We start from the raw sequence: 17,376 nt of genomic DNA on the forward strand, positions 1-17,376 counted from the left end.
GAGTAGCAGGCGGTGAATTTTTCGATATCAGGCAAGCCGCGCGGCCTGGTCCTCAGCATTTGGCTTACTGCTTCCTGCGCCACGATTCCCCTTGCACTGTTTCTTGCGAGCAGTCCCTCTCAAGCCCTCAGCGAGATCAAGCGCGAAGACCTTCCCTCACCGGTCACGCCGCCACCCGACGGTGACATGTCGCCGCCCGGAAGTACCGTGCCGATGCCCGGCCCGCTCGGCACGACGCCACCACCGACCAGCCAGCCGACGCCATCCGACGAGCCGGAACAAACCGAACCGAAAGGGCCGGCCAACGATGGCGGCATGGCCAATCCGCATGTCGATCCGGACGCGCCCGTGCCCGAAGTCGTCTACGACCTGGCCAAGTTGCCGGAACCGGTCAGGCGCATGCACGATCTGATCGTCGAGGCGTGCAAAAGCGGCGACATCGAAAAACTTCGGCCGCTGATCGGCACGGGAGACATGATGACCCAATTGTCGCTGGGCGACATCGAGGGCGACCCGATCGCCTTCCTGAAGGGCCTTTCGGGCGATACGGAAGGCCAGGAGATCCTCGCCATCCTGGAAGAAGTGCTCAGTGCCGGTTTTGTCCATGTCGATGCCGGCACGCCGCAGGATCTCTATGTCTGGCCCTATTTCTTCGCCCTGCCGCTGGACAAGCTCGACGCCAGACAACGGGTCGAGCTGTTCAAGATCGTCACCGCCAGCGACTATGACGACATGAAGCAGTTCGGTGCCTACATTTTCTACCGCGTCGGCATCACGCCGACCGGACAATGGACGTTCTTCGTCGCCGGCGATTGAGTGGCTAAGCATGGTCTCTTGGAGACAGGAGCTTAGCCCGCCAACGCCTCGGAAAACTCCACCGCCCTACCCTGGCCCGGCGTGACGATCTCGCCTTCCCACATCACGCGCCGGCCGCGCACGATGGTGCCGACCGGCCAGCCGGTCACCTGCCTGCCGTCATAAGGCGTCCAGCCGGCCTTGGAGCCTTGCTGGGCGTTGGCGATGGTCTCGCGGCGCTTCAGATCGACGATGGTCAGATCGGCATCGTAGCCGGCGGCAATGCGGCCTTTCCTGGCGATGCCGAAAATACGCTGCGGGCCGTGGCTAGTCAGGTCGACAAAGCGCTGCAACGTCAGCCGGCCGGCGTTGACATGATCCAACATGATCGGCACCAAAGTCTGCACCCCGGTCATGCCGGACGGCGACGCCGGATAAGGCTTTGCCTTCTCGGCCAGCGTGTGCGGCGCATGGTCGGAGCCGAGCACATCAACGATGCCTTGCGCAACGCCGTGCCAGACCCCGTCGCGTTGGCGCGTGGCGCGCACCGGCGGGTTCATCTGGATCAGGGTGCCCAACTGCGCATAATCATCGGCGCTCAGCGTCAGATGATGCGGCGTCGCCTCGCAGGTCGCGACATCCTTGTGCTGTTCGAGGAAGCCTATCTCCTCGGCGGTCGAGATGTGCAGCACATGGATCCGGGCGCGGGCCTGGCGCGCGATTCGCACGAGGCGCTCGGTGCAGCGCAACGCAGCGATCTCGTCGCGCCACACCGGATGTGAGGACGGATCGCCCGCGATGCGCTCGCCAAGCCGCTCGCGCAGCCGGAACTCGTCCTCGGAGTGAAAGGCGGCGCGGCGGCGTGTGTTCCTCAGGATCGAGGCAACGCCTTCGTCGTCCTCGACCAGCAGGTCGCCGGTGGACGAGCCCATGAAAACTTTTATGCCGGCCGCACCAGGCAGCCGCTCGAGATCGCCAGCGTCCTTTGCATTGTCGCGGGTCCCGCCGACCCAGAAGGCAAAGTCGCAATGCATGCGGCCGGTGGCACGCCGCACCTTGTCGGCAAGGGTTGCCTCACTGGTGGTCAGCGGGTTGGTGTTCGGCATCTCGAAGACGGCGGTGACGCCGCCGAGCACCGCTGCCCGCGAGCCCGTCTCCAGATCTTCCTTGTGCTCCAGGCCCGGCTCGCGGAAATGCACCTGGCTGTCGACGACGCCCGGCAGGATGTGCAGCCCACGGCAGTCGATCGTCTCACCGGCCGACGCCTCGCGGAGGTCGCCGATGGCAGCGATGCGCCCACCATTGATGCCGACGTCGCGAAAACCCTGGCCGTCGTGATTGACCACGGTGCCGCCTGTCAGGATGAGATCGTAGATGGGGGCCATACGGATCCGGTCTCTTGCGGGGGAAGTGCCAGCGGCTTACGTAATGGCCGATAGTTTTGCAAGATCAGGCTCGTTTTCCCACCATGCCCTTTGCCTCGCTCAGAGATCGCGTACTCGTTTCCGTGTCCGGGCCGGACGCCGAGCACTTTTTACAGAACATCCTGACCACCGACCTCGACGTGCTCGGCAGCAGCGAAGCAAAGCCCGGTGCGCTGCTAACGCCGCAAGGCAAGATCCTTTTCGACTTCCTGATCTCGCGCGCCGGCGAAAATGCTTTCCGACTTGAATGCCGTACCGAGACCGCCGATGATTTCATGCGCCGGCTGACGCTCTACAAATTGCGCGCCAAGGTCGAAATTGCCAAGCTGGATCAGCCGGTTGTGGCCGTCGCATGGGGAAGCGATTCAGCCACTTCGCAATTTGAATCAGCACCGTTTGCTGATGCGCGGTTTGTCGATACTGCCGTCAAGCGCTTCTACGATGACACCGCAGATGGCGGCGACCTTGCCGCATGGCAAGCCTTTCGCATCGCCCATGGCATTGCCGAAAGCGGTGCGGACTACCAACTCGGCGACGCTTTTCCGCATGACGTGCTGCTCGACCAGATCGGCGGTATCGGCTTCAAGAAAGGCTGCTACGTCGGCCAGGAGGTCGTCTCGCGCATGCAGCATCGCGGCACTGCCAGGCGTCGGGTGTTGATTGTCTCGGCCGAACGCACCCTGCCCACTTCGCGCGCAGAGTTGACCGTGGAGGGGCGACCGGTCGGCACGCTTGGCTCGACCGCGGCCAGGACAGGCCTTGCCATTGCCCGCATCGACCGGGTCAAGGCAGCGCTCGACGCCGGCCTGCCGATCCTGGCGGAGGACGTCGCCGTGTCGCTCGCTATCCCGTCCTGGGCGAAATTCAGCTTTCCGCAGGAAGCCATCGGCGCGGAGGACGCCTGATGGCTGCCGATCGCGCCGGGGCGCCGCCGCGCGCCTGGCAGCGCATGCTGTCCGGCCGACGGCTCGATCTGCTCGATCCCTCGCCGCTCGACATCGAGATCTCCGATATTGCCCATGGCCTTGCCCGCGTCGCACGCTGGAACGGCCAGACCAGAGGCGATCACGCCTTTTCGGTCGCCCAGCATTCGCTGCTGGTCGAAACGCTTGTCGGCGAGCTGATGCCGGATGCCGACGCCGACGCGCGGTTGGCGGCGCTGCTGCACGACGCGCCGGAATATGTCATCGGCGACATGATCTCGCCGTTCAAATCCGTGATGGGCGGCAGCTACAGGGATTGCGAGATCAGGCTGCAGCGCGCCATCCATCTGCGCTTTTCACTGCCGGCCGAACTCGACGCGGGACTGCGCAAGGAGATCAAGCGAGCGGATCAGATCGCCGCTTATTTCGAAGCAACGCTGCTTGCGGGTTTTTCGACGGCAGAGGCGACGGAGTTCTTCGGCAGGCCGCGCGGCTTCAATGCCGAGCGCTTCGACGTCACGCCGCGCTCGGTGACTTGGGCGCAGAATGCCTTTCTCAAACGCTTTGCGGCGATCGAAAAGTCGCGACGCCAGACTGCCGTTCCAGCCGGCTGAAAACGGTAAATTAACCGGCAGGGACAACAGTGCCATGGTTAACCATGGTCCATAGGCTTGCCTCATGCCCGTTGCCGGTATCAAGGCTGCTTCGTCCGTCCGCCTACGGAGGGCCAAAGGCGTTGGTCAGCCGCAACCTATTGAAGACGAGCTGCGCGAACAGAACGAGCGTTTTTCGGCAGCGGTCGAGAACATGTCGCATGGCCTGTGCATGTTCGATGCCGATGAACGGATGATCATCTGCAACAGGAACTACATCAGCATCTTTCGCCTCGACGCCGAAGTGGTGCGGCCCGGCATCCGGTTTTTCGACATCCTCCAGCACAGCGTGGATATCGGCATCGCCTCGCAAAGCGCTGAGCAACTCTATGCCATCCGCAAGCCCTATATCGACCAGGCAAAACCTTCCACCTATGAGGAAACGCTTGCAGACGGGCGTATCGTCAACATTTCGCACCGGCCGCTGGCGTCAGGCGGTTGGGTATCGATCTACGAGGACATCACCGAGCAACGGCGCGCCGAGCAGGAGTTGAAGGAGCAGCACCGCCGTTTCGACGCGGCACTTGCCAACATGTCGCAAGGCCTTTTGATGTACGATGCGGATGGCAAGCTGATCGTGCGCAACGAACGTTTCCTGGAACTTTATCATGTCAGGCCGGCCGACTTCCCGCTTGGCATGAGTCACCATGATGCGTTCAAGCGGCTGCTGGAACTGGGCATTTATACAAAGCTCGACCCCGACAGCGAAATCTCGCAAATCGAAGCCTGCCTGCGGGCGGGGAAAACACACGTAACGCATCGCCATCTCGCTGACGGCAGAACGCTGCTGGTTGCGCGGCGGCCGATGAGCGGCGGCGGCTGGGTCGCGACGTTCGACGACGTCACCGAGCGCAGGCGTGTGGAAGAGCGCATGACCCATCTTGCGCACCACGACACACTGACCAACCTGCCCAATCGCTCGATGCTTCGCGAACGGCTCGACCAAGCCCTGAGCGACACGAGAGACGGATCGCTGGCGATATTCTCGCTCGACCTCGATCACTTCAAGGCGGTCAACGACACTTGGGGCCATCCTTCCGGCGACTGGCTGCTGAAATGCGTGGCCGAACGGCTGCAACGGTGCCTGCGCAATGAAACGGACGTTGTCTCCCGCTTCGGCGGCGACGAATTCGTCATCATCCAGTTCAATCTCAAAAGCCCGGGCGACGCGGAAAAGCTGGCCAAACGCATCGTCGAGATCATCGGAAAGCCGTTTCGCGACAAAAGACACGACATGCGTGTCGGCATCAGTCTCGGCATTGCGCTGTTTCCGAATGACGGCAAGGACGCCGACACTTTGCTGAAAAATGCCGATATGGCGCTCTATCGGGCAAAGAGCGAAGGGCGCAACCTGTACCGCTTCTTCGAACCAGCCATGGACGCGATGGTGCGGGCACGCCGGGCACTCGAAATCGATCTCAGGGCCGCGCTGTCGCGCCGCGAATTCGAGCTGGATTTCCAGCCCATCATGAACATCGCCTCCGGCGAAATCGTCGGCGCCGAAGCCTTGATGCGGTGGCGTTCGCCGGTGCGCGGCCTGGTACGGCCGGACGACTTCATTCCGGCCGCCGAGGAGACCGGGCTGATCGTGCCGCTTGGAGAATGGGCGCTGCGAAAAGCCTGCACGACCGCGGCAGGCTGGGCGGCTTGGCGCATCGCAGTCAATGTCTCCGCCGTGCAGATCAAAAGCGGTACCTTTGCCCGCAGTGTTATCTCGGCACTGGCGTTCTCGGGCGTGCCGGCCAACCGGCTTGAACTGGAAATCACCGAAACGGTGCTGATGGACGAGAGCGATCTGGTGCTCAAGACACTCAGGCAGCTACGCGATCTGGGCGTCCGCATCGCGCTGGACGATTTCGGCACCGGCTATTCGTCGCTGGGCTACCTCAGGCGCTTTCCCGTCGACAAGATCAAGATCGATCGCTCTTTCACCCGTGACATCGACAGTCGCGATACCGCGGCGATCGTGCGCACCATCATCGGGCTTGGCGCACAGCTGGGCATCACCGTCACCGCCGAAGGTGTCGAGACCGAAGCGCAGCTTGAATTCCTGCAAAAGGAGGGTTGTGTCGAGGCCCAGGGCTATTTGATCGGGGTGCCGTCAAAGGCGTCGGACATTAATCGGCTGCTGAAGTCGAGCGCGACGATCCGGCAGTCCGGCTAAGTGCGAAGCGCGGGCAACCGGCTCAGATCTCCTTGAGATGACGCTCGATCCGCGTGTTAATTCCTTGATAGGAGAAGGCGGCATTCAGGTGTGGCGAACCAGGAGGTTCCCAACGGGTCAGAGATGTCCGCTCAATGCCTCCACCATATCCTTGTTCGTCGCCACGGGAACGATCTCGAATTCGACCAGATCCGCCCATTCGATGACCCACCGCTGCAGGAGCGTGACGTCATCGGCCTCCACCAGCAGGAAGCAGCGGCTCATATCCGCTGCGATCCAGCTGTGGTGCACGAGAAGCGCGTCCGGCTTCAGTCGGCCCTGGTCGCGGAAACGGCGGTAGATCTCCTTGCGGTCGCAGCCGCGAAAATCCTCGGTTACGAAGAACAGCATCTTTTTCCCCTCAGTTCGGATATTATCGCCCCGGCCGGTCCAGCCGCTCCAGGAACCACTGCGTCAGCCGCACCCAGACCTCGTCTTTTTCGCCGGAGTCTTCCCAGCCGTGGTCGAGGTTGGGGTTGTCGTTGACCTCGATGACGAAGACGCCGTCCCTGGTTTCCTTGAGGTCGACGCCGTAGAGGCCGTCGCCAATGCAGCGCGCCGCGCTCACCGCCGTCTCGACGACATGGGCCGGTGCTTCCTTCAGGGTGAAGGTCTTGATGCCGCCCTGGTCGGGCTTGCCGTTGGCCTTATGATTGACGATCTGCCAATGTTTCTTGGCCATCAGATAATGGACGGCGAACAAGGGCTGGCCGCCGAGGACACCGACGCGCCAGTCATATTCCGTCGGAATGAATTTTTGCGCGATCAGGAGGTCGGAATCCTCCAGCCATTCGGTTGCGAGCGTCTTCAACTCTTCAAAGGTGCCGCATTTCTTGACGCCGCGCGAAAACGAGGAGTCCGGGATCTTCAGCACCAGCGGGAAGCCCAGCGTCTGCGCCGCAAGTTCCAGATCCGAAGGGCCGGCTATCATCACCGTCGGCGGCACCGGCACCTTGTTGTAGGTCATCAGCTCGTTGAGATAGACCTTGTTGGTGCAGCGGATCATCGACAGCGGATCGTCGATGACCGGCATGCCTTCCTGCTGGGCGCGGCGGGCAAAGCGGTAGGTGTGGTTGGAGATCGAAGTGGTCTCGCGGATGAACAGCGCGTCGTAGTTGGCGAGCTTGGCCAGATCCCGCTTGGTGATCGGCTCGATTTCGACGCCCATCTTTTCAGCGATCTTGGCCCAGTGGCGCAGCGACGAAATCTCCGACGGCGGCAGTTCCTCATGCGGATCGACCAGCGTTGCGAAAGTGTAGCGCGCCGGCGTGCGGCCCTTGGTGTCGCGCCACTCGCGGTTGGTGTAGGTCTCCAGGCACTGGAGAAAGTGCGTTTCCTCGTCCTCGGTCATCCTGGCCAGCGGATGGAAGCCAATCTTGCGGATCGAGGCCCATTCGGCGCTGTCCCTGACGTGGACCTCGAGCGCCGGGGCACGGAACCAGTCGAACAGAAGTTTTGCGAAGCGGTCCCAGATCCTGGATGGTCCGATGCCGAAGAAGATGCAGACCTTCTGCGGAAAAGCGCCACCCAGGTCCTTGCGGCACTTGTTGAGTGCGAGTTCGAGTTCCGGCAACGCGTGCTCATAGAGCTTGCGTTCTGACAGGTCGATCATCGTTTCGACCGTCGGGATGACCTTATGGCCGCGCGAACCGGCAAGCAGCGACGCGTAATAGCCGCGGCTCTGGTAGCCATAATTGTTCGACAGGTTGATGACCTTCGGCCGCTGACCGCGAAACAGTGCCGGATGGGCAAGGTAGTCGCGATTGGTGATGATCTTGTGCGGCGTCGCCACCTGGTCGAGATCGTTCTGCCGGCCGGTAAGGATGACCCAGGTCATTGGCTGTCGCGCTTTCCGAGAATGATGGCGGCGCGCAATCCGTCGCGGCCGAATTGCGCCATGTTCATGAAGATGCCGTAAGGCACGGGAATGTTGGCAGCATCGAGGATCGTCTCCTGCCGCTCGTCCTCGACCCAAGGGTCGTGGATCAGAATATGATCGCCGTCGTCACCGATGGCCAATACCCAGTGCGGAACCTTCTTGCCGAACATCAGGAAGCCGCTGATCAGGACCAGCACCAGTTTTCCCTCTGCGATCGCGGTGCGAATGTCGTCAAGCCCGAATGAACGGTAATTCACCGGGATGCCGTAAAGTTCCGCGCGGCGGCGAAAGTCGACCTGCGCCAGTTCCATGACCCGGCGCTTGTCTTCGCTGCGCACCGACTGCAGGAAGAGCGCGCCGTAGAAGGACACATAGATCTCAGCAGCAAGCCCGCTCTCATAGCCGGCGACGGCAAGCCCGAACGGCTCGCAGCCGCCCGGCCCCGACATCATGAAAACGGTCGTCGCCTCACGCCACAGCCGGATTTCCATCACCGGGTCCGGCACGAAGCCGGGGCCGAAGTAAGCCATCGCCATCATCAGGCAGCATGGTCCGCAGGTGAATTCGCAAGTCTGCTGATAAAACGGCACTTCGGTGGCGACCGGAATGTCGCCGCGCAAGGTCTTCTCATAGCGCAGCGCCGTGGCGCCGTCCTCGTAATAGTCCGGTTCGCGGCCGATCTTACGGTAGCCGCTCTGCTCGTAGATCTGGATGGCGCGCGGATTGTCTTCGCGGACTTCCAAACGAAGCATCATGCGGCCGTGCTCGAAAGCGGCGGCTTCAGCCTCTTCCAGCAGCAGGCGGCCAACGCCACGGCCGCCGAAAAATGGACCGACGGCGATCGAATAGAGTCGCGCGACGCCGCTGCCCTTGCGAAACAGCACGACCGCATAGCCGGCGACGTGACCATCGTTCTCGCCAACCAGCAGTTCGGCGGTGTCGCGTTCGATCAGTTGGCGAAAGGAGCGGCGAGAAATGCGATCGCTCGAGAAAACGGCTTTTTCGATGGCGGCGAGGTCATCGACGTCGGACGCGCGGGCCTTGCGAATCTCGGCAGGCATGCGGGCTCAGAAAACCTCGATTGGGTTGTGGAAACGGCCCTAGTCTAAACATCGGTCACACCAGCCGAAGTGCCAGCATTCAGCAAGCGCTATCGCACCTCGATTAGGGCCGAATTGTGACAGTTTTCAAGGCAGGCAGGTCGCGCAAAGGCTTTGAAACGACCTTCGTGTTTCGGCATCGGCGCGGCTCCGGAAAAACGAGCTCCTGCTCAGCTTTTCAAGCCCGCCAGAAGCTGGCCATAGGCGCTCTTGGCCACCGCAGACAGCTGCTCGCGCGGCAGCGATCCGACGACGGCGCAGCCATAACCCTTGTCCAGCCAGTAGACGGCCTCAGGACCATTTTCCTCGGACCCATAGGTGCCCTTGGCCTTGGCCGCCGATTCGGCGATTACGAAGAGCGATATGCGCTCGCCCTTGTCGTCCTCGTAAAGCAGCATCGCGGCCTTACCCTGGCCGGCAGGCAGCAGCCGGCCACCGACCAGTTGGAATCCCTGCGCCGCCAGATCTGGCGCCACCAGCTTCAAACCCACCTGGCTAGACAGCCAGTTCTGCAAATGATCCTTGTCGCTTGCCGGCACTTCCACAGCATGCCGCTTTTCAGCGGCATAGATGACGTGGGCGGCAATCGCCTCTTCGGCAAGCTGGTCCTCGGCCGTATTTTCCAGGCCGAGGCCGCCGATGCCGGCAAGATAGCCGCCAGCACCGCCAATCACCAGCATGGCGGCAGCGGCGGCCGCAAGCCACCAACGCGAGCGCGACGCCGCCGCTTTGACCACCGGCGCCTCGCCGAGCACCACCTTATTCAGCCGCACCGGGATGGGTTCGTCCAGCACGCCGTTAAAGGCCGCGCGCAACGCTGCCCGGTCAGCGGCGTAGCGTGCGCTCTTGGCCTTCATCTCGGCATTGGCCTCGAGCCATGCCTCATAGGCCGTCCGCTCGTCGCCCGGCAACTCGCCATCGAGGGCCATGTGGATGTCGCGTTCGGAGAAATCGCGCCGGCTCATTTCTCAACGATCCTTATCGAGCGGCGGCGCGCGGTGTCGTCCAAAAGCCCGCGCAACTCCTCACGCCCGCGCGCGATGCGCGACATCAAAGTGCCGGCGGGGACTCCAAGGATGTTGGCGGCTTCGGCATAGGAAAACCCTTCGATGGCGACCATCACAAGTGCCGCCCGCCGGTCAGGGCTGATCGCCTGCAGGGCGTCGACGATCTCGCGGGAAGCGATGCTCTCGACCTGCTCGGCGGGTGCTGCCTGCGCCTCGCTTGCCTCGAGCGGCAGCATCGCCGCCTCGCCGCGCCGGTTCACCTTGCGCATCTGGTCGATGAACAAATGGTGCATGATCGTAAACAGCCACCTCCTGGGGCTTTCTCCTGTCTGCCAATTGTCGAGCCGCACAAGCTCCCGCTCGAGACAATCCTGGACGAGATCGTCGGCGGAATCGCGGTCGCGCAACAGCGAGCGTGCATAGCGGCGCAGACGCGGTATTTCGCCAAGGATTGCTGCCTTCTTTTCGTCCATGACCGCTGGTTCTGGCGCCCTGTCCGTGGTGATTGAACGCGCCTTCGCGGCGCGGCGCAAGCGGCCAGCGCGAAGCGGTCCGCCGCCCCGGTCACCCAAGCATCTGAATAACGCTGCCAGCGGCAGGTTTATTCCCGGCCGATCCCCACCTGAAGACCCCTCTACAAATTCCCCTTCGAGAGGTGCTGAACTTCAAATTGCAATCCGGCCTTTTCGACTGATACCGCAGCTGCGGTAAAGAACCATTGTACCTCGGCTGGCATAATAGACAACAATGCCACCGAAATCATAACGGGTCGCCCCACAGCATCCGGATGTTCTTTGTAGAATTGCCCTTCTAAAACGAAAACACAATATAGATTCAGTTTATTCTCTAGAAGCTCAAGATGATTTTCTACATCATCCCAACCGAGATCATCTACAATGCTGAGCAAATATTCACCATTTTTGCCTTTTGCGACAATATCCACGACGTCCGTATGCTGAACAGCCATCTGTCAATAGCCTTTTCCCGTGATCATAGACTCACACTAATTTACCTCTCTCGCCGCCCTTGTCAGCAGCCGCTGATAGAACAGGCCGATGCCGATGAGCACCGCGCCGAGGCCGATGAAGGACAGCGCCCGCAACACGCCTTCCAGTTCCGACATGTCGAAAATGAAGACTTTGAGCACGGCGATCGAGATCAGCGCCGCCGACGCTATGCGCAGCACCTGGGACTTCAGCCAGACACCGGCGGTGAGCAGCGCCACGCCGATGACCAGCCACAGTGCCGAATAAGTATAGGTCTCGAGCTGGCCGAGACCGCTCCACAGGCCGATGAACTCACCCTTGAACAGCCTCCTGACCGACAGCGTCGCATAGGCGAAGGCGAGCACCGCCGCCATAACCGCCAGCATGGCCGCATACCATTTCGGCCGCTTGTCGCGGGTATAGAGCGCCAGTGCGCCTGTCGCGACTGCCGGCAAGAGGTAGGCGAGCAACAGAAGGTTGAACACCGGAATGCTGCCGGTCGATTCATCCGTCAGCAACGGGTTCAGCGCCAGAAAATGCTGGAGGACGATGAAGGCGACCGAGACCACGCCCGCTGCAATCGAGCCGTAGCGCAGCACCGAACTTGGCGAGCGCATGTCGATGGCGACCAGGATGGCACCGCCACCGATCGCGATCAGCGTGTAGATCGCCTGTTCGGCAAGCGTCGCAGCAGCGGTATCGATGACGCCGCCATGCATGGCATGGCGCACCAGCATGGCGACGGTGAGCAGGGCAAACAGCGCGGCGCCGGCCTCCATTGCGAGGCGCGGTCGGCCGTTGGTGGTTCGGGCAAGCTGCCAGGCGGCAAAACCGAAAGCGAGCGCCGGCACGCCATATCCAAGCAGCAGCCAGTTGAACACCGGCGTCTTCGACAGGAACTCGGCACCGACGATGGTCGGGTCGAAGGCAGCGCGGCCGAGCACTGCAATCACCGCACCGACCGAAATCCAGCCAAGCACCGGATAGCTGCGCGAGCGCGTCGCCAGCGCCGGCACGACGGCGGCTGCTCCGAGCAGGGTGGTTGTCCAGCCTGAACCGAAGGCCATGTGCAGCATCAGCAGGCCGGCAATCGCCGCGCCGCCGAGCGCGAAGGAGACGGCAGCGCCGCCGGTCAGCGGCGGCGCTTCGCCGCGCGCTATCCATTCGCCGCCGGCGACGAAGACGCCGACCAAAACGGCTGCGACCGCCGCATAAGCAAGGTCACGGTCGAGATTGCCGAAGGCAGACCAGAGCGCCAGCAGGATGACCAGTGGCGCGACAGCGCTCCAGGCCGCCCATGCGGCGGCGCGCAGCCAGCCAGAGGCCGCAAAACGGCGCGCCGCCCAAAAGCCGGCGCCGATGAAGACCAGGCCGAGCGCGATGCCGACCCTGAGCATCAAGGCATCGGACGCCACGACCGGCATGCCGTCGACGCCGAGAGCGCCACCCGAAAAATCGGAAGCGATCGTGGTCGGCGGAATGGTGCCGAGATAGACCAGTACCGTCGCCAGCCCGGCGGCGTGCAGCAGTGCAAGCGCCCGCGGCCGGTAGAGCGCCACCGCCACCAGGGCTGCGACAAGGGCGGCCCCCGGCAATGCACCGCGGATGGCGGCGAAGGCCGGATCGACAAACAGGGCCAGCGCCGAAAGGCCGACGAAGAAGCCCGGCGCGATCGACGGCCAGTCGAAGCCGGTGCCGGCGACCGCTTCGGCGCGGCGGCCAAGCCAGACGAAGGCGAGCACGGCCAGTGTCACCCCGTCGATAAAGAGGATGACGGCAAGGTTCGCCCCCGGCGCGTCGGTCATGTAGAAGATGGTCCAGATGCCCGTGGCGACGAAGGCTGCGGCCATCAAAAGCCTCCAGTCGCGGATGCGGGCAATGACGCAGGTGGCGGCGAGCACGATCGCCAGATAGCCGAACAGCGCCCACGGATTGGGCGCCTGCGAGGCGACCAGCAGCGGCGTCACCATGGCACCGAGCAGGCCGACGCCGGCCAGCGCCTGACCGTGCACCAGGCTTGCCGCGATCGTCGCCACCCCGATGGCGCCGAGCAGCGTGAAAGCGAGCGTCGGGCCGATGAAGCCGTAAACGCTGTACGCGGCGTAGACGGTACCGAACAGGATGAAAGCGCCGGCCGCCGTCAGGATCGCCGGGATATAGGCACCGGCGGCACCTTGCACCGGCACCCTGAAGCCGGTGCGCCGGATGAACTCGCCGCCGGCGACCAGCACCAGCCCGAGTGCCGCCGCCATGACAAGCCGCACGCGTGGCCCGAAAATGCCGGCCTCGATGGTGTAGCGGATCAGAAACAAGCCACCCAGCGCCAGCGCGATGCCGCCGACCCAGACCGCCCAGCGGGTACCGAGCGCCGTTTCGACGTCGGACTGGCGAGCTGCCTTCGCCGCTGCCGCCGGTTGCGCCGACTCCGGCGCGGACGGCGCCGTTCTATCGGCATCGGCCTCTGTAGCTGACACGACCGCTGCGGTCCGTGGCGATACGGCCATATCGGCTGCGGCCGCAAGCGGGATTGCGGCATCCGCCGGTTTGCTGTCGTTTGCAGCCGGTTCCTTGGCTTGCGGCGGCAGCGCAGGCGTGCCCGAAAGCACAAGGCTGCGCAAGGCGCCAAGCTCGCGCTCGATCAGGCCGATGCGGCTCTGCTGGCGTGAAATGATGACGAACAGCACGATGATGGCGACGAGGCCAATCAGGCTTTCAAACATGGCGGTTCCCCCAAACCAGGCCAGTTGTCACTGACATTCAATGTTCAGTGACATTCAAATGCGGCGGCCAAACGGCCGGTCCATTCAACGTGCCGCCAGATTGGCCGGAAAGATCGAGCATGTTTCGGTGCCGAAAGCCAGCAGCTTGCCGTTGGCGTCCTTCAGCGCCGCTTCCGAAACCGTCAGCGTGCGGCCCTTGTGCACCATTTTGCCCTCGCACACCACCTCGCCCGTCCTTGGCGTGATCGGCCGCGTCAAATTCACTTTGAACTCGGCCGTCGCATAGGCCTCGCCCACCTGCGAAATGGTGCCAAGGCCGAGCGGCGAAACGTTTTCGGGATCAGGTTCAACTTCGCTCATCTGGTGGTTTCCCCGGTGGCGGTTTCCCCGGCGCTTGCCTTGCCGGATTCATGGCCGGGTGAATGATGCCTGCGCAAGGCGGCGAGAAACCCGGCGCGGGCGCCGGGAGGCTCGATGCCGCGCGGTTCGTAGACATGGCGGGTCAAAAAGAAGCCGGTCAGCCGGAAGGCGTCCTCGATCGCCGCCGGATCGGCGCGCAGCCCGGAGCCGCGCTGCAGGAAGGCAGGCAGCGCCAGCATCTTGTCGCGCCACGGCGCGCCCGCCGCCCGCGACACGGCGCGGCCGGATTTCGGCGAGACATAGGCAAGGTCCTGCCTGGTGCCGGTCGCCGCACACTGGCTGAGATCGAGGCCGAAACCGAGTTCGTCGAGTACCAGCAGCTCGAAGCGGGCCACCAGCTCGCCGGCGGCATCGGCATCGTCGAGATGAGCGATCATCACCGCAAGCGTCTCGTAAAGGCCGCCATGGGCGTCACGCTCAGGCAGAAGACGCAAATGCGCGGCCATCGTCTGCAGGCCGTAGACGGCAACGGCGCTGTCCATCAGCCGGGCGGCGTTCATCTCGATAGCCTCGGCCTGGAAAGTGCCGAGATGCTCGTCGAGCCGCGCCCGCCACAACAGGTCGACGCGATTGCCCGGCTGCAAGACCGGCTGCTGCTTGCGCGAACGGCCGCCGCGCACGAGGCCGAGATGGCGGCCATGCGCGCGTGTCATCACCTCAAGAATGGCGCTGGTTTCGCCATGCTTGCGGGTGCCGAGAATGATTCCCTCGTCGCGCCATTCCATGACGAGAGCTTGTCACCGGTTGCATGGCGAAATCAAGATGAGCGACTTATCCGCCTTAAACCAAAACGGCCCGTAGCGTATCGCTACGGGCCGTTTTTGCGAGATCGTCGTTTGATCAGAACGAGCGCTGGAAGCGGAAGATGCCGCCGATTGCGTCGGCATCGTCGGCATCGAAATTGTCGTAATAATCGACTTCGGCGGTGATCGTGTAACCAGGAACGATGGTGTAGGCGACGTTGGCCGCAACGGCGAAGTCTTGGTCGTCGGTATAGGAGACCTGGGCGTTCAAAGAGGTCTTCTTGTTGACGGCATAGCTGCCGCCGCCCCAGACGGCAAAGTTGCCAGTCCACGGCTTGTAGAAGTTCTTCGCGACGTTGTCGTCGCTGCCGTAGCCCGCCATCACGAACAGGGTCAGGTCAGTAATCGGCTTGACGTCGAGGCGAGCTTTGCCGGCCCATTCTTCCGACGTGCTGTTATAGGCGCCGACCGCGGTGATCGCACCCCAGTCACCCTTGTATTTCACGCCGCCGGCGACAAACGGAACGTAGCTGTCGATCGACTGGTCAGCGCCGGAGCCCGTTTCGACCGAGGCGACTGCCGTAAAGCCATTACCGCAGTCGAAGTAGTAACTGATCAGGTTGGTGTCCTTGGTGCCGTAAGGAATGATAGTGTCCTGGACGACGTTGCCGGCGTAGCCGATGAACGAATCATAGACAGTTTCATCCTTACCGACACGGAAACCTCCAAGCTGGATCCAGGCGAAGTTCAGGGTAACCGCCTTGTTGTCCTGCACGCTGAAATCAACACCGCTCACGGTGCGTTTGGTATTGCCGAAGTTGAAACGGGTCTCGGTATAGGTCTTCAACGTGCCGAGCTCAGTCTCCTGGCCGGTCCACGTCTTCAGATTGAAGCGGGCATTCTTGTTCCAGGTCTGCTGCTCGTCACCGTCCAAAAGGTCATGTGTCGTCGCGCCATCGAAAACGCGGCCGGCGTCGCCGAAGCTGGCGTCATAGCGGACATAGCCGCCGATGCGCAGGCAGGTCTCGGTGCCGGGAATGTAGAAGTAGCCGGCGCCGTAGACGTCGCAAATCTTGACGTATTCGGCGGGTTCCGGCTCGGCGACCACAACAGCGTCGGCGGCGCGCGTACCGGAGACCGCGACGAATGCCGCGGCTGAGCCGAGAAGAAGGCTCTTGATATTCATTTTCTGACCTCTCCAGTCAAAGTTAAAAATGGCTTGGATTCATGGGTTGAACGGCTGAACGCCTCACCCACGTCGAAAAAGGCGCGCACCGCACCCCTCTTCAGGCGGCGAACATACTCATCCGCATTCCAGTCTCAATGACGATTCCAAAAATAATCAATGTTTGCATAACAGAATAAATCCATGTTGCACAAATATCACTTCATATTTTCTTCACATTTTCCTCCGGCACAAACGAGACACTGTCACAATTGTACGAAAATATACTTATGACATTAGCCGGAAAACCGATCTGAATCCGACATACATTCCTTCTACGTGTTCTTTTTTTTGAATAGGCTTTTAACGTTGGCAGCGAGATCAAGCCGACTTCGCCATCGCTGCGTTCTGTGCGGCAAGAACGACTTCCGCCACCAGATCCCGTTTGAGCATTTCAATGGGAATACGTCCGGCGAGGCCGGGCGCGGGGCCGATCAGCCACGACCAGGCATGCCGTGGATCGGGCATCGCGGATAACACTTCCTTGATACCCGGCGCCGGCCTGCCGTCGATGAACTGGGCCAAGGGAAATACATGTTTGCGGCCACCGGTGCGCAACGCAACGACCGTGCCGCTCCGCTGCCAGCGATGCAGGGTCGAGCGCGATATGCCGAGATTTTGCTGCAGGAACGTCGACCCGGCGACCCGACCGGCCCAGTCCTCGACCCGCATCGAGTCGAGGTCGCCCGTTCCGGCCAGGCGTTGGATGTCTGCCCCTTGGCCGTCGTGCGCCGTCGACAGATGCGTCCGGGCACGGCGTTCCGCAGCTTCGGCAGCCAATATCCGCACGAAACGCGACGCCATGCCGGGTAGTCTTTCCTGCATGGTGTCGATCGCACTGATGTCGGTCGGCGCAAGCAAAGCGACGGCGACGGCGACGGCAACGGCGCCGGCGACCCTGCCCGCTGCAACGACCGCATCGCTGTTCGTCACCTTGCCTTGCCGCGCCAGCACGCGCTCGATCTCAACAGCGACGGCGTTTGCAAACTCGATCTGACGGATGGGGTCGATGCGATTCCAAGTCCCGGTCATGTCCTGATCTGGCTGTTTGCCTGCCGGTTCCGGTTTGCTCGGAAGCGGGTCTTTCGCACAGCCTATAGGCAGGGTGTATGACGGAGAGACGACAAACGGTAACCATGCTCGATCGCAGTATCGGCAGGAGTTCCAGCCGGTCAGCTGGCCTGTTTTGCATGAAGTATCGGAAATTTCTCAGAAAGATAGTGTGCTGAAGGTTCTGCAAAAAGTTTTGGAGAGAGAACGGCGCCTGCTCTGAGGGGCGAGCGGCCATGGCACGGTGG

General features: G+C 62.4%; 16 protein-coding genes. 4 read left to right on the forward strand and 12 right to left on the reverse strand.

Going from position 1 to position 17,376, the window contains the following annotated elements:
- The first annotated feature begins 12 nt into the window (after positions 1–12).
- Positions 13–816: a hypothetical protein gene (locus NKJ23_RS15145; protein WP_352680789.1), complete on the forward strand. Its 804-nt coding sequence runs from the start codon at positions 13–15 to the stop codon at positions 814–816.
- A gap of 32 nt (positions 817–848) precedes the next feature.
- Here NKJ23_RS15145 and NKJ23_RS15150 read toward each other — a convergent pair whose 3' ends face one another.
- The gene (locus NKJ23_RS15150; protein ID WP_352680790.1) at positions 849–2,180 is read right to left on the reverse strand and encodes a dihydroorotase; all 1,332 of its coding nucleotides are present in this window, start codon (positions 2,178–2,180) and stop codon (positions 849–851) included.
- A gap of 83 nt (positions 2,181–2,263) precedes the next feature.
- Here NKJ23_RS15150 and ygfZ point away from each other — a divergent pair, with 83 nt between their 5' ends.
- The 3 genes from ygfZ (at position 2,264) to NKJ23_RS15165 (ending at position 5,959) form a co-directional block, all read left to right on the forward strand.
- On the forward strand, positions 2,264–3,124 hold the full coding sequence (ygfZ, locus tag NKJ23_RS15155) for a CAF17-like 4Fe-4S cluster assembly/insertion protein YgfZ (RefSeq protein ID WP_352680791.1): 861 nt from the start codon (positions 2,264–2,266) through the stop codon (positions 3,122–3,124).
- Positions 3,124–3,756, forward strand: coding sequence for an HD domain-containing protein (locus tag NKJ23_RS15160; RefSeq protein WP_023677753.1), 633 nt, complete (start codon positions 3,124–3,126; stop codon positions 3,754–3,756). Before ygfZ ends, NKJ23_RS15160 begins: the two co-directional genes overlap by 1 nt.
- 64 nt (positions 3,757–3,820) lie before the next feature.
- A complete protein-coding gene (locus tag NKJ23_RS15165) occupies positions 3,821–5,959 on the forward strand; it encodes a putative bifunctional diguanylate cyclase/phosphodiesterase (protein WP_352680792.1) in 2,139 nt (712 codons plus the stop codon).
- A 117-nt stretch (positions 5,960–6,076) separates the two neighbouring features.
- Here the strand turns inward: NKJ23_RS15165 and NKJ23_RS15170 are convergent, their stop codons facing one another.
- From NKJ23_RS15170 to NKJ23_RS15220, 11 genes are all read right to left on the reverse strand, one after another.
- A complete protein-coding gene (locus NKJ23_RS15170; protein ID WP_023719871.1) occupies positions 6,077–6,349 on the reverse strand; it encodes a DUF3303 domain-containing protein in 273 nt (90 codons plus the stop codon).
- Positions 6,350–6,371: 22 nt separating this feature from the next.
- Positions 6,372–7,835, reverse strand: coding sequence for a RimK family ATP-grasp domain-containing protein (locus NKJ23_RS15175; protein WP_352680793.1), 1,464 nt, complete (start codon positions 7,833–7,835; stop codon positions 6,372–6,374).
- Positions 7,832–8,938, reverse strand: a complete 1,107-nt coding sequence (locus NKJ23_RS15180; protein ID WP_352680794.1) for a peptidase C39 family protein — start codon at positions 8,936–8,938, stop codon at positions 7,832–7,834. The genes NKJ23_RS15175 and NKJ23_RS15180 overlap by 4 nt, the downstream gene beginning before the upstream one ends.
- 209 nt (positions 8,939–9,147) lie before the next feature.
- A complete protein-coding gene (locus tag NKJ23_RS15185) occupies positions 9,148–9,942 on the reverse strand; it encodes an anti-sigma factor family protein (protein ID WP_352680795.1) in 795 nt (264 codons plus the stop codon).
- The gene (locus tag NKJ23_RS15190) at positions 9,939–10,457 is read right to left on the reverse strand and encodes a sigma-70 family RNA polymerase sigma factor (RefSeq protein WP_352680796.1); all 519 of its coding nucleotides are present in this window, start codon (positions 10,455–10,457) and stop codon (positions 9,939–9,941) included. Before NKJ23_RS15190 ends, NKJ23_RS15185 begins: the two co-directional genes overlap by 4 nt.
- 161 nt (positions 10,458–10,618) lie before the next feature.
- Positions 10,619–10,951: a DUF6572 domain-containing protein gene (locus NKJ23_RS15195; protein ID WP_352680797.1), complete on the reverse strand. Its 333-nt coding sequence runs from the start codon at positions 10,949–10,951 to the stop codon at positions 10,619–10,621.
- Between the two features lie 36 nt (positions 10,952–10,987).
- Positions 10,988–13,690, reverse strand: coding sequence for a DUF2339 domain-containing protein (locus NKJ23_RS15200; RefSeq protein ID WP_352680798.1), 2,703 nt, complete (start codon positions 13,688–13,690; stop codon positions 10,988–10,990).
- 84 nt (positions 13,691–13,774) lie between these two features.
- Positions 13,775–14,050 (reverse strand): PaaI family thioesterase, encoded by a 276-nt coding sequence (locus NKJ23_RS15205; RefSeq protein ID WP_352680799.1) that lies wholly within the window; start codon positions 14,048–14,050, stop codon positions 13,775–13,777.
- Entirely contained in the window at positions 14,047–14,835 is a 789-nt protein-coding gene (recO, locus tag NKJ23_RS15210; protein WP_352680800.1) for a DNA repair protein RecO, read from the reverse strand. Before recO ends, NKJ23_RS15205 begins: the two co-directional genes overlap by 4 nt.
- Positions 14,836–14,950: 115 nt before the next feature.
- Positions 14,951–16,039, reverse strand: a complete 1,089-nt coding sequence (locus tag NKJ23_RS15215; RefSeq protein ID WP_352680801.1) for a porin — start codon at positions 16,037–16,039, stop codon at positions 14,951–14,953.
- A gap of 360 nt (positions 16,040–16,399) precedes the next feature.
- A complete protein-coding gene (locus NKJ23_RS15220) occupies positions 16,400–17,110 on the reverse strand; it encodes an antitoxin Xre/MbcA/ParS-like domain-containing protein (RefSeq protein ID WP_352569628.1) in 711 nt (236 codons plus the stop codon).
- Positions 17,111–17,376: the final 266 nt, after the last annotated feature.

The sequence above is a fragment of the Mesorhizobium sp. M0184 genome (assembly GCF_040322215.1).
Lineage (GTDB): Bacteria > Pseudomonadota > Alphaproteobacteria > Rhizobiales > Rhizobiaceae > Mesorhizobium.

Bases quoted from the DNA above. Each gene is read 5' to 3' on its own strand.
- NKJ23_RS15150 (WP_352680790.1), bottom strand. From the start codon at position 2,180: ATGGCCCCCATCTACGATCTCATCCTGACAGGCGGCACCGTGGTCAAT.
- NKJ23_RS15195 (WP_352680797.1), bottom strand. From the start codon at position 10,951: ATGGCTGTTCAGCATACGGACGTCGTGGATATTGTCGCAAAAGGCAAA.
- recO (WP_352680800.1), bottom strand. From the start codon at position 14,835: ATGGAATGGCGCGACGAGGGAATCATTCTCGGCACCCGCAAGCATGGC.
- NKJ23_RS15180 (WP_352680794.1), bottom strand. From the start codon at position 8,938: ATGCCTGCCGAGATTCGCAAGGCCCGCGCGTCCGACGTCGATGACCTC.
- NKJ23_RS15160 (WP_023677753.1), top strand. From the start codon at position 3,124: ATGGCTGCCGATCGCGCCGGGGCGCCGCCGCGCGCCTGGCAGCGCATG.
- NKJ23_RS15205 (WP_352680799.1), bottom strand. From the start codon at position 14,050: ATGAGCGAAGTTGAACCTGATCCCGAAAACGTTTCGCCGCTCGGCCTT.
- NKJ23_RS15185 (WP_352680795.1), bottom strand. From the start codon at position 9,942: ATGAGCCGGCGCGATTTCTCCGAACGCGACATCCACATGGCCCTCGAT.
- NKJ23_RS15215 (WP_352680801.1), bottom strand. From the start codon at position 16,039: ATGAATATCAAGAGCCTTCTTCTCGGCTCAGCCGCGGCATTCGTCGCG.
- NKJ23_RS15165 (WP_352680792.1), top strand. From the start codon at position 3,821: ATGCCCGTTGCCGGTATCAAGGCTGCTTCGTCCGTCCGCCTACGGAGG.
- NKJ23_RS15170 (WP_023719871.1), bottom strand. From the start codon at position 6,349: ATGCTGTTCTTCGTAACCGAGGATTTTCGCGGCTGCGACCGCAAGGAG.
- NKJ23_RS15175 (WP_352680793.1), bottom strand. From the start codon at position 7,835: ATGACCTGGGTCATCCTTACCGGCCGGCAGAACGATCTCGACCAGGTG.
- NKJ23_RS15190 (WP_352680796.1), bottom strand. From the start codon at position 10,457: ATGGACGAAAAGAAGGCAGCAATCCTTGGCGAAATACCGCGTCTGCGC.
- NKJ23_RS15200 (WP_352680798.1), bottom strand. From the start codon at position 13,690: ATGTTTGAAAGCCTGATTGGCCTCGTCGCCATCATCGTGCTGTTCGTC.
- ygfZ (WP_352680791.1), top strand. From the start codon at position 2,264: ATGCCCTTTGCCTCGCTCAGAGATCGCGTACTCGTTTCCGTGTCCGGG.
- NKJ23_RS15220 (WP_352569628.1), bottom strand. From the start codon at position 17,110: ATGACCGGGACTTGGAATCGCATCGACCCCATCCGTCAGATCGAGTTT.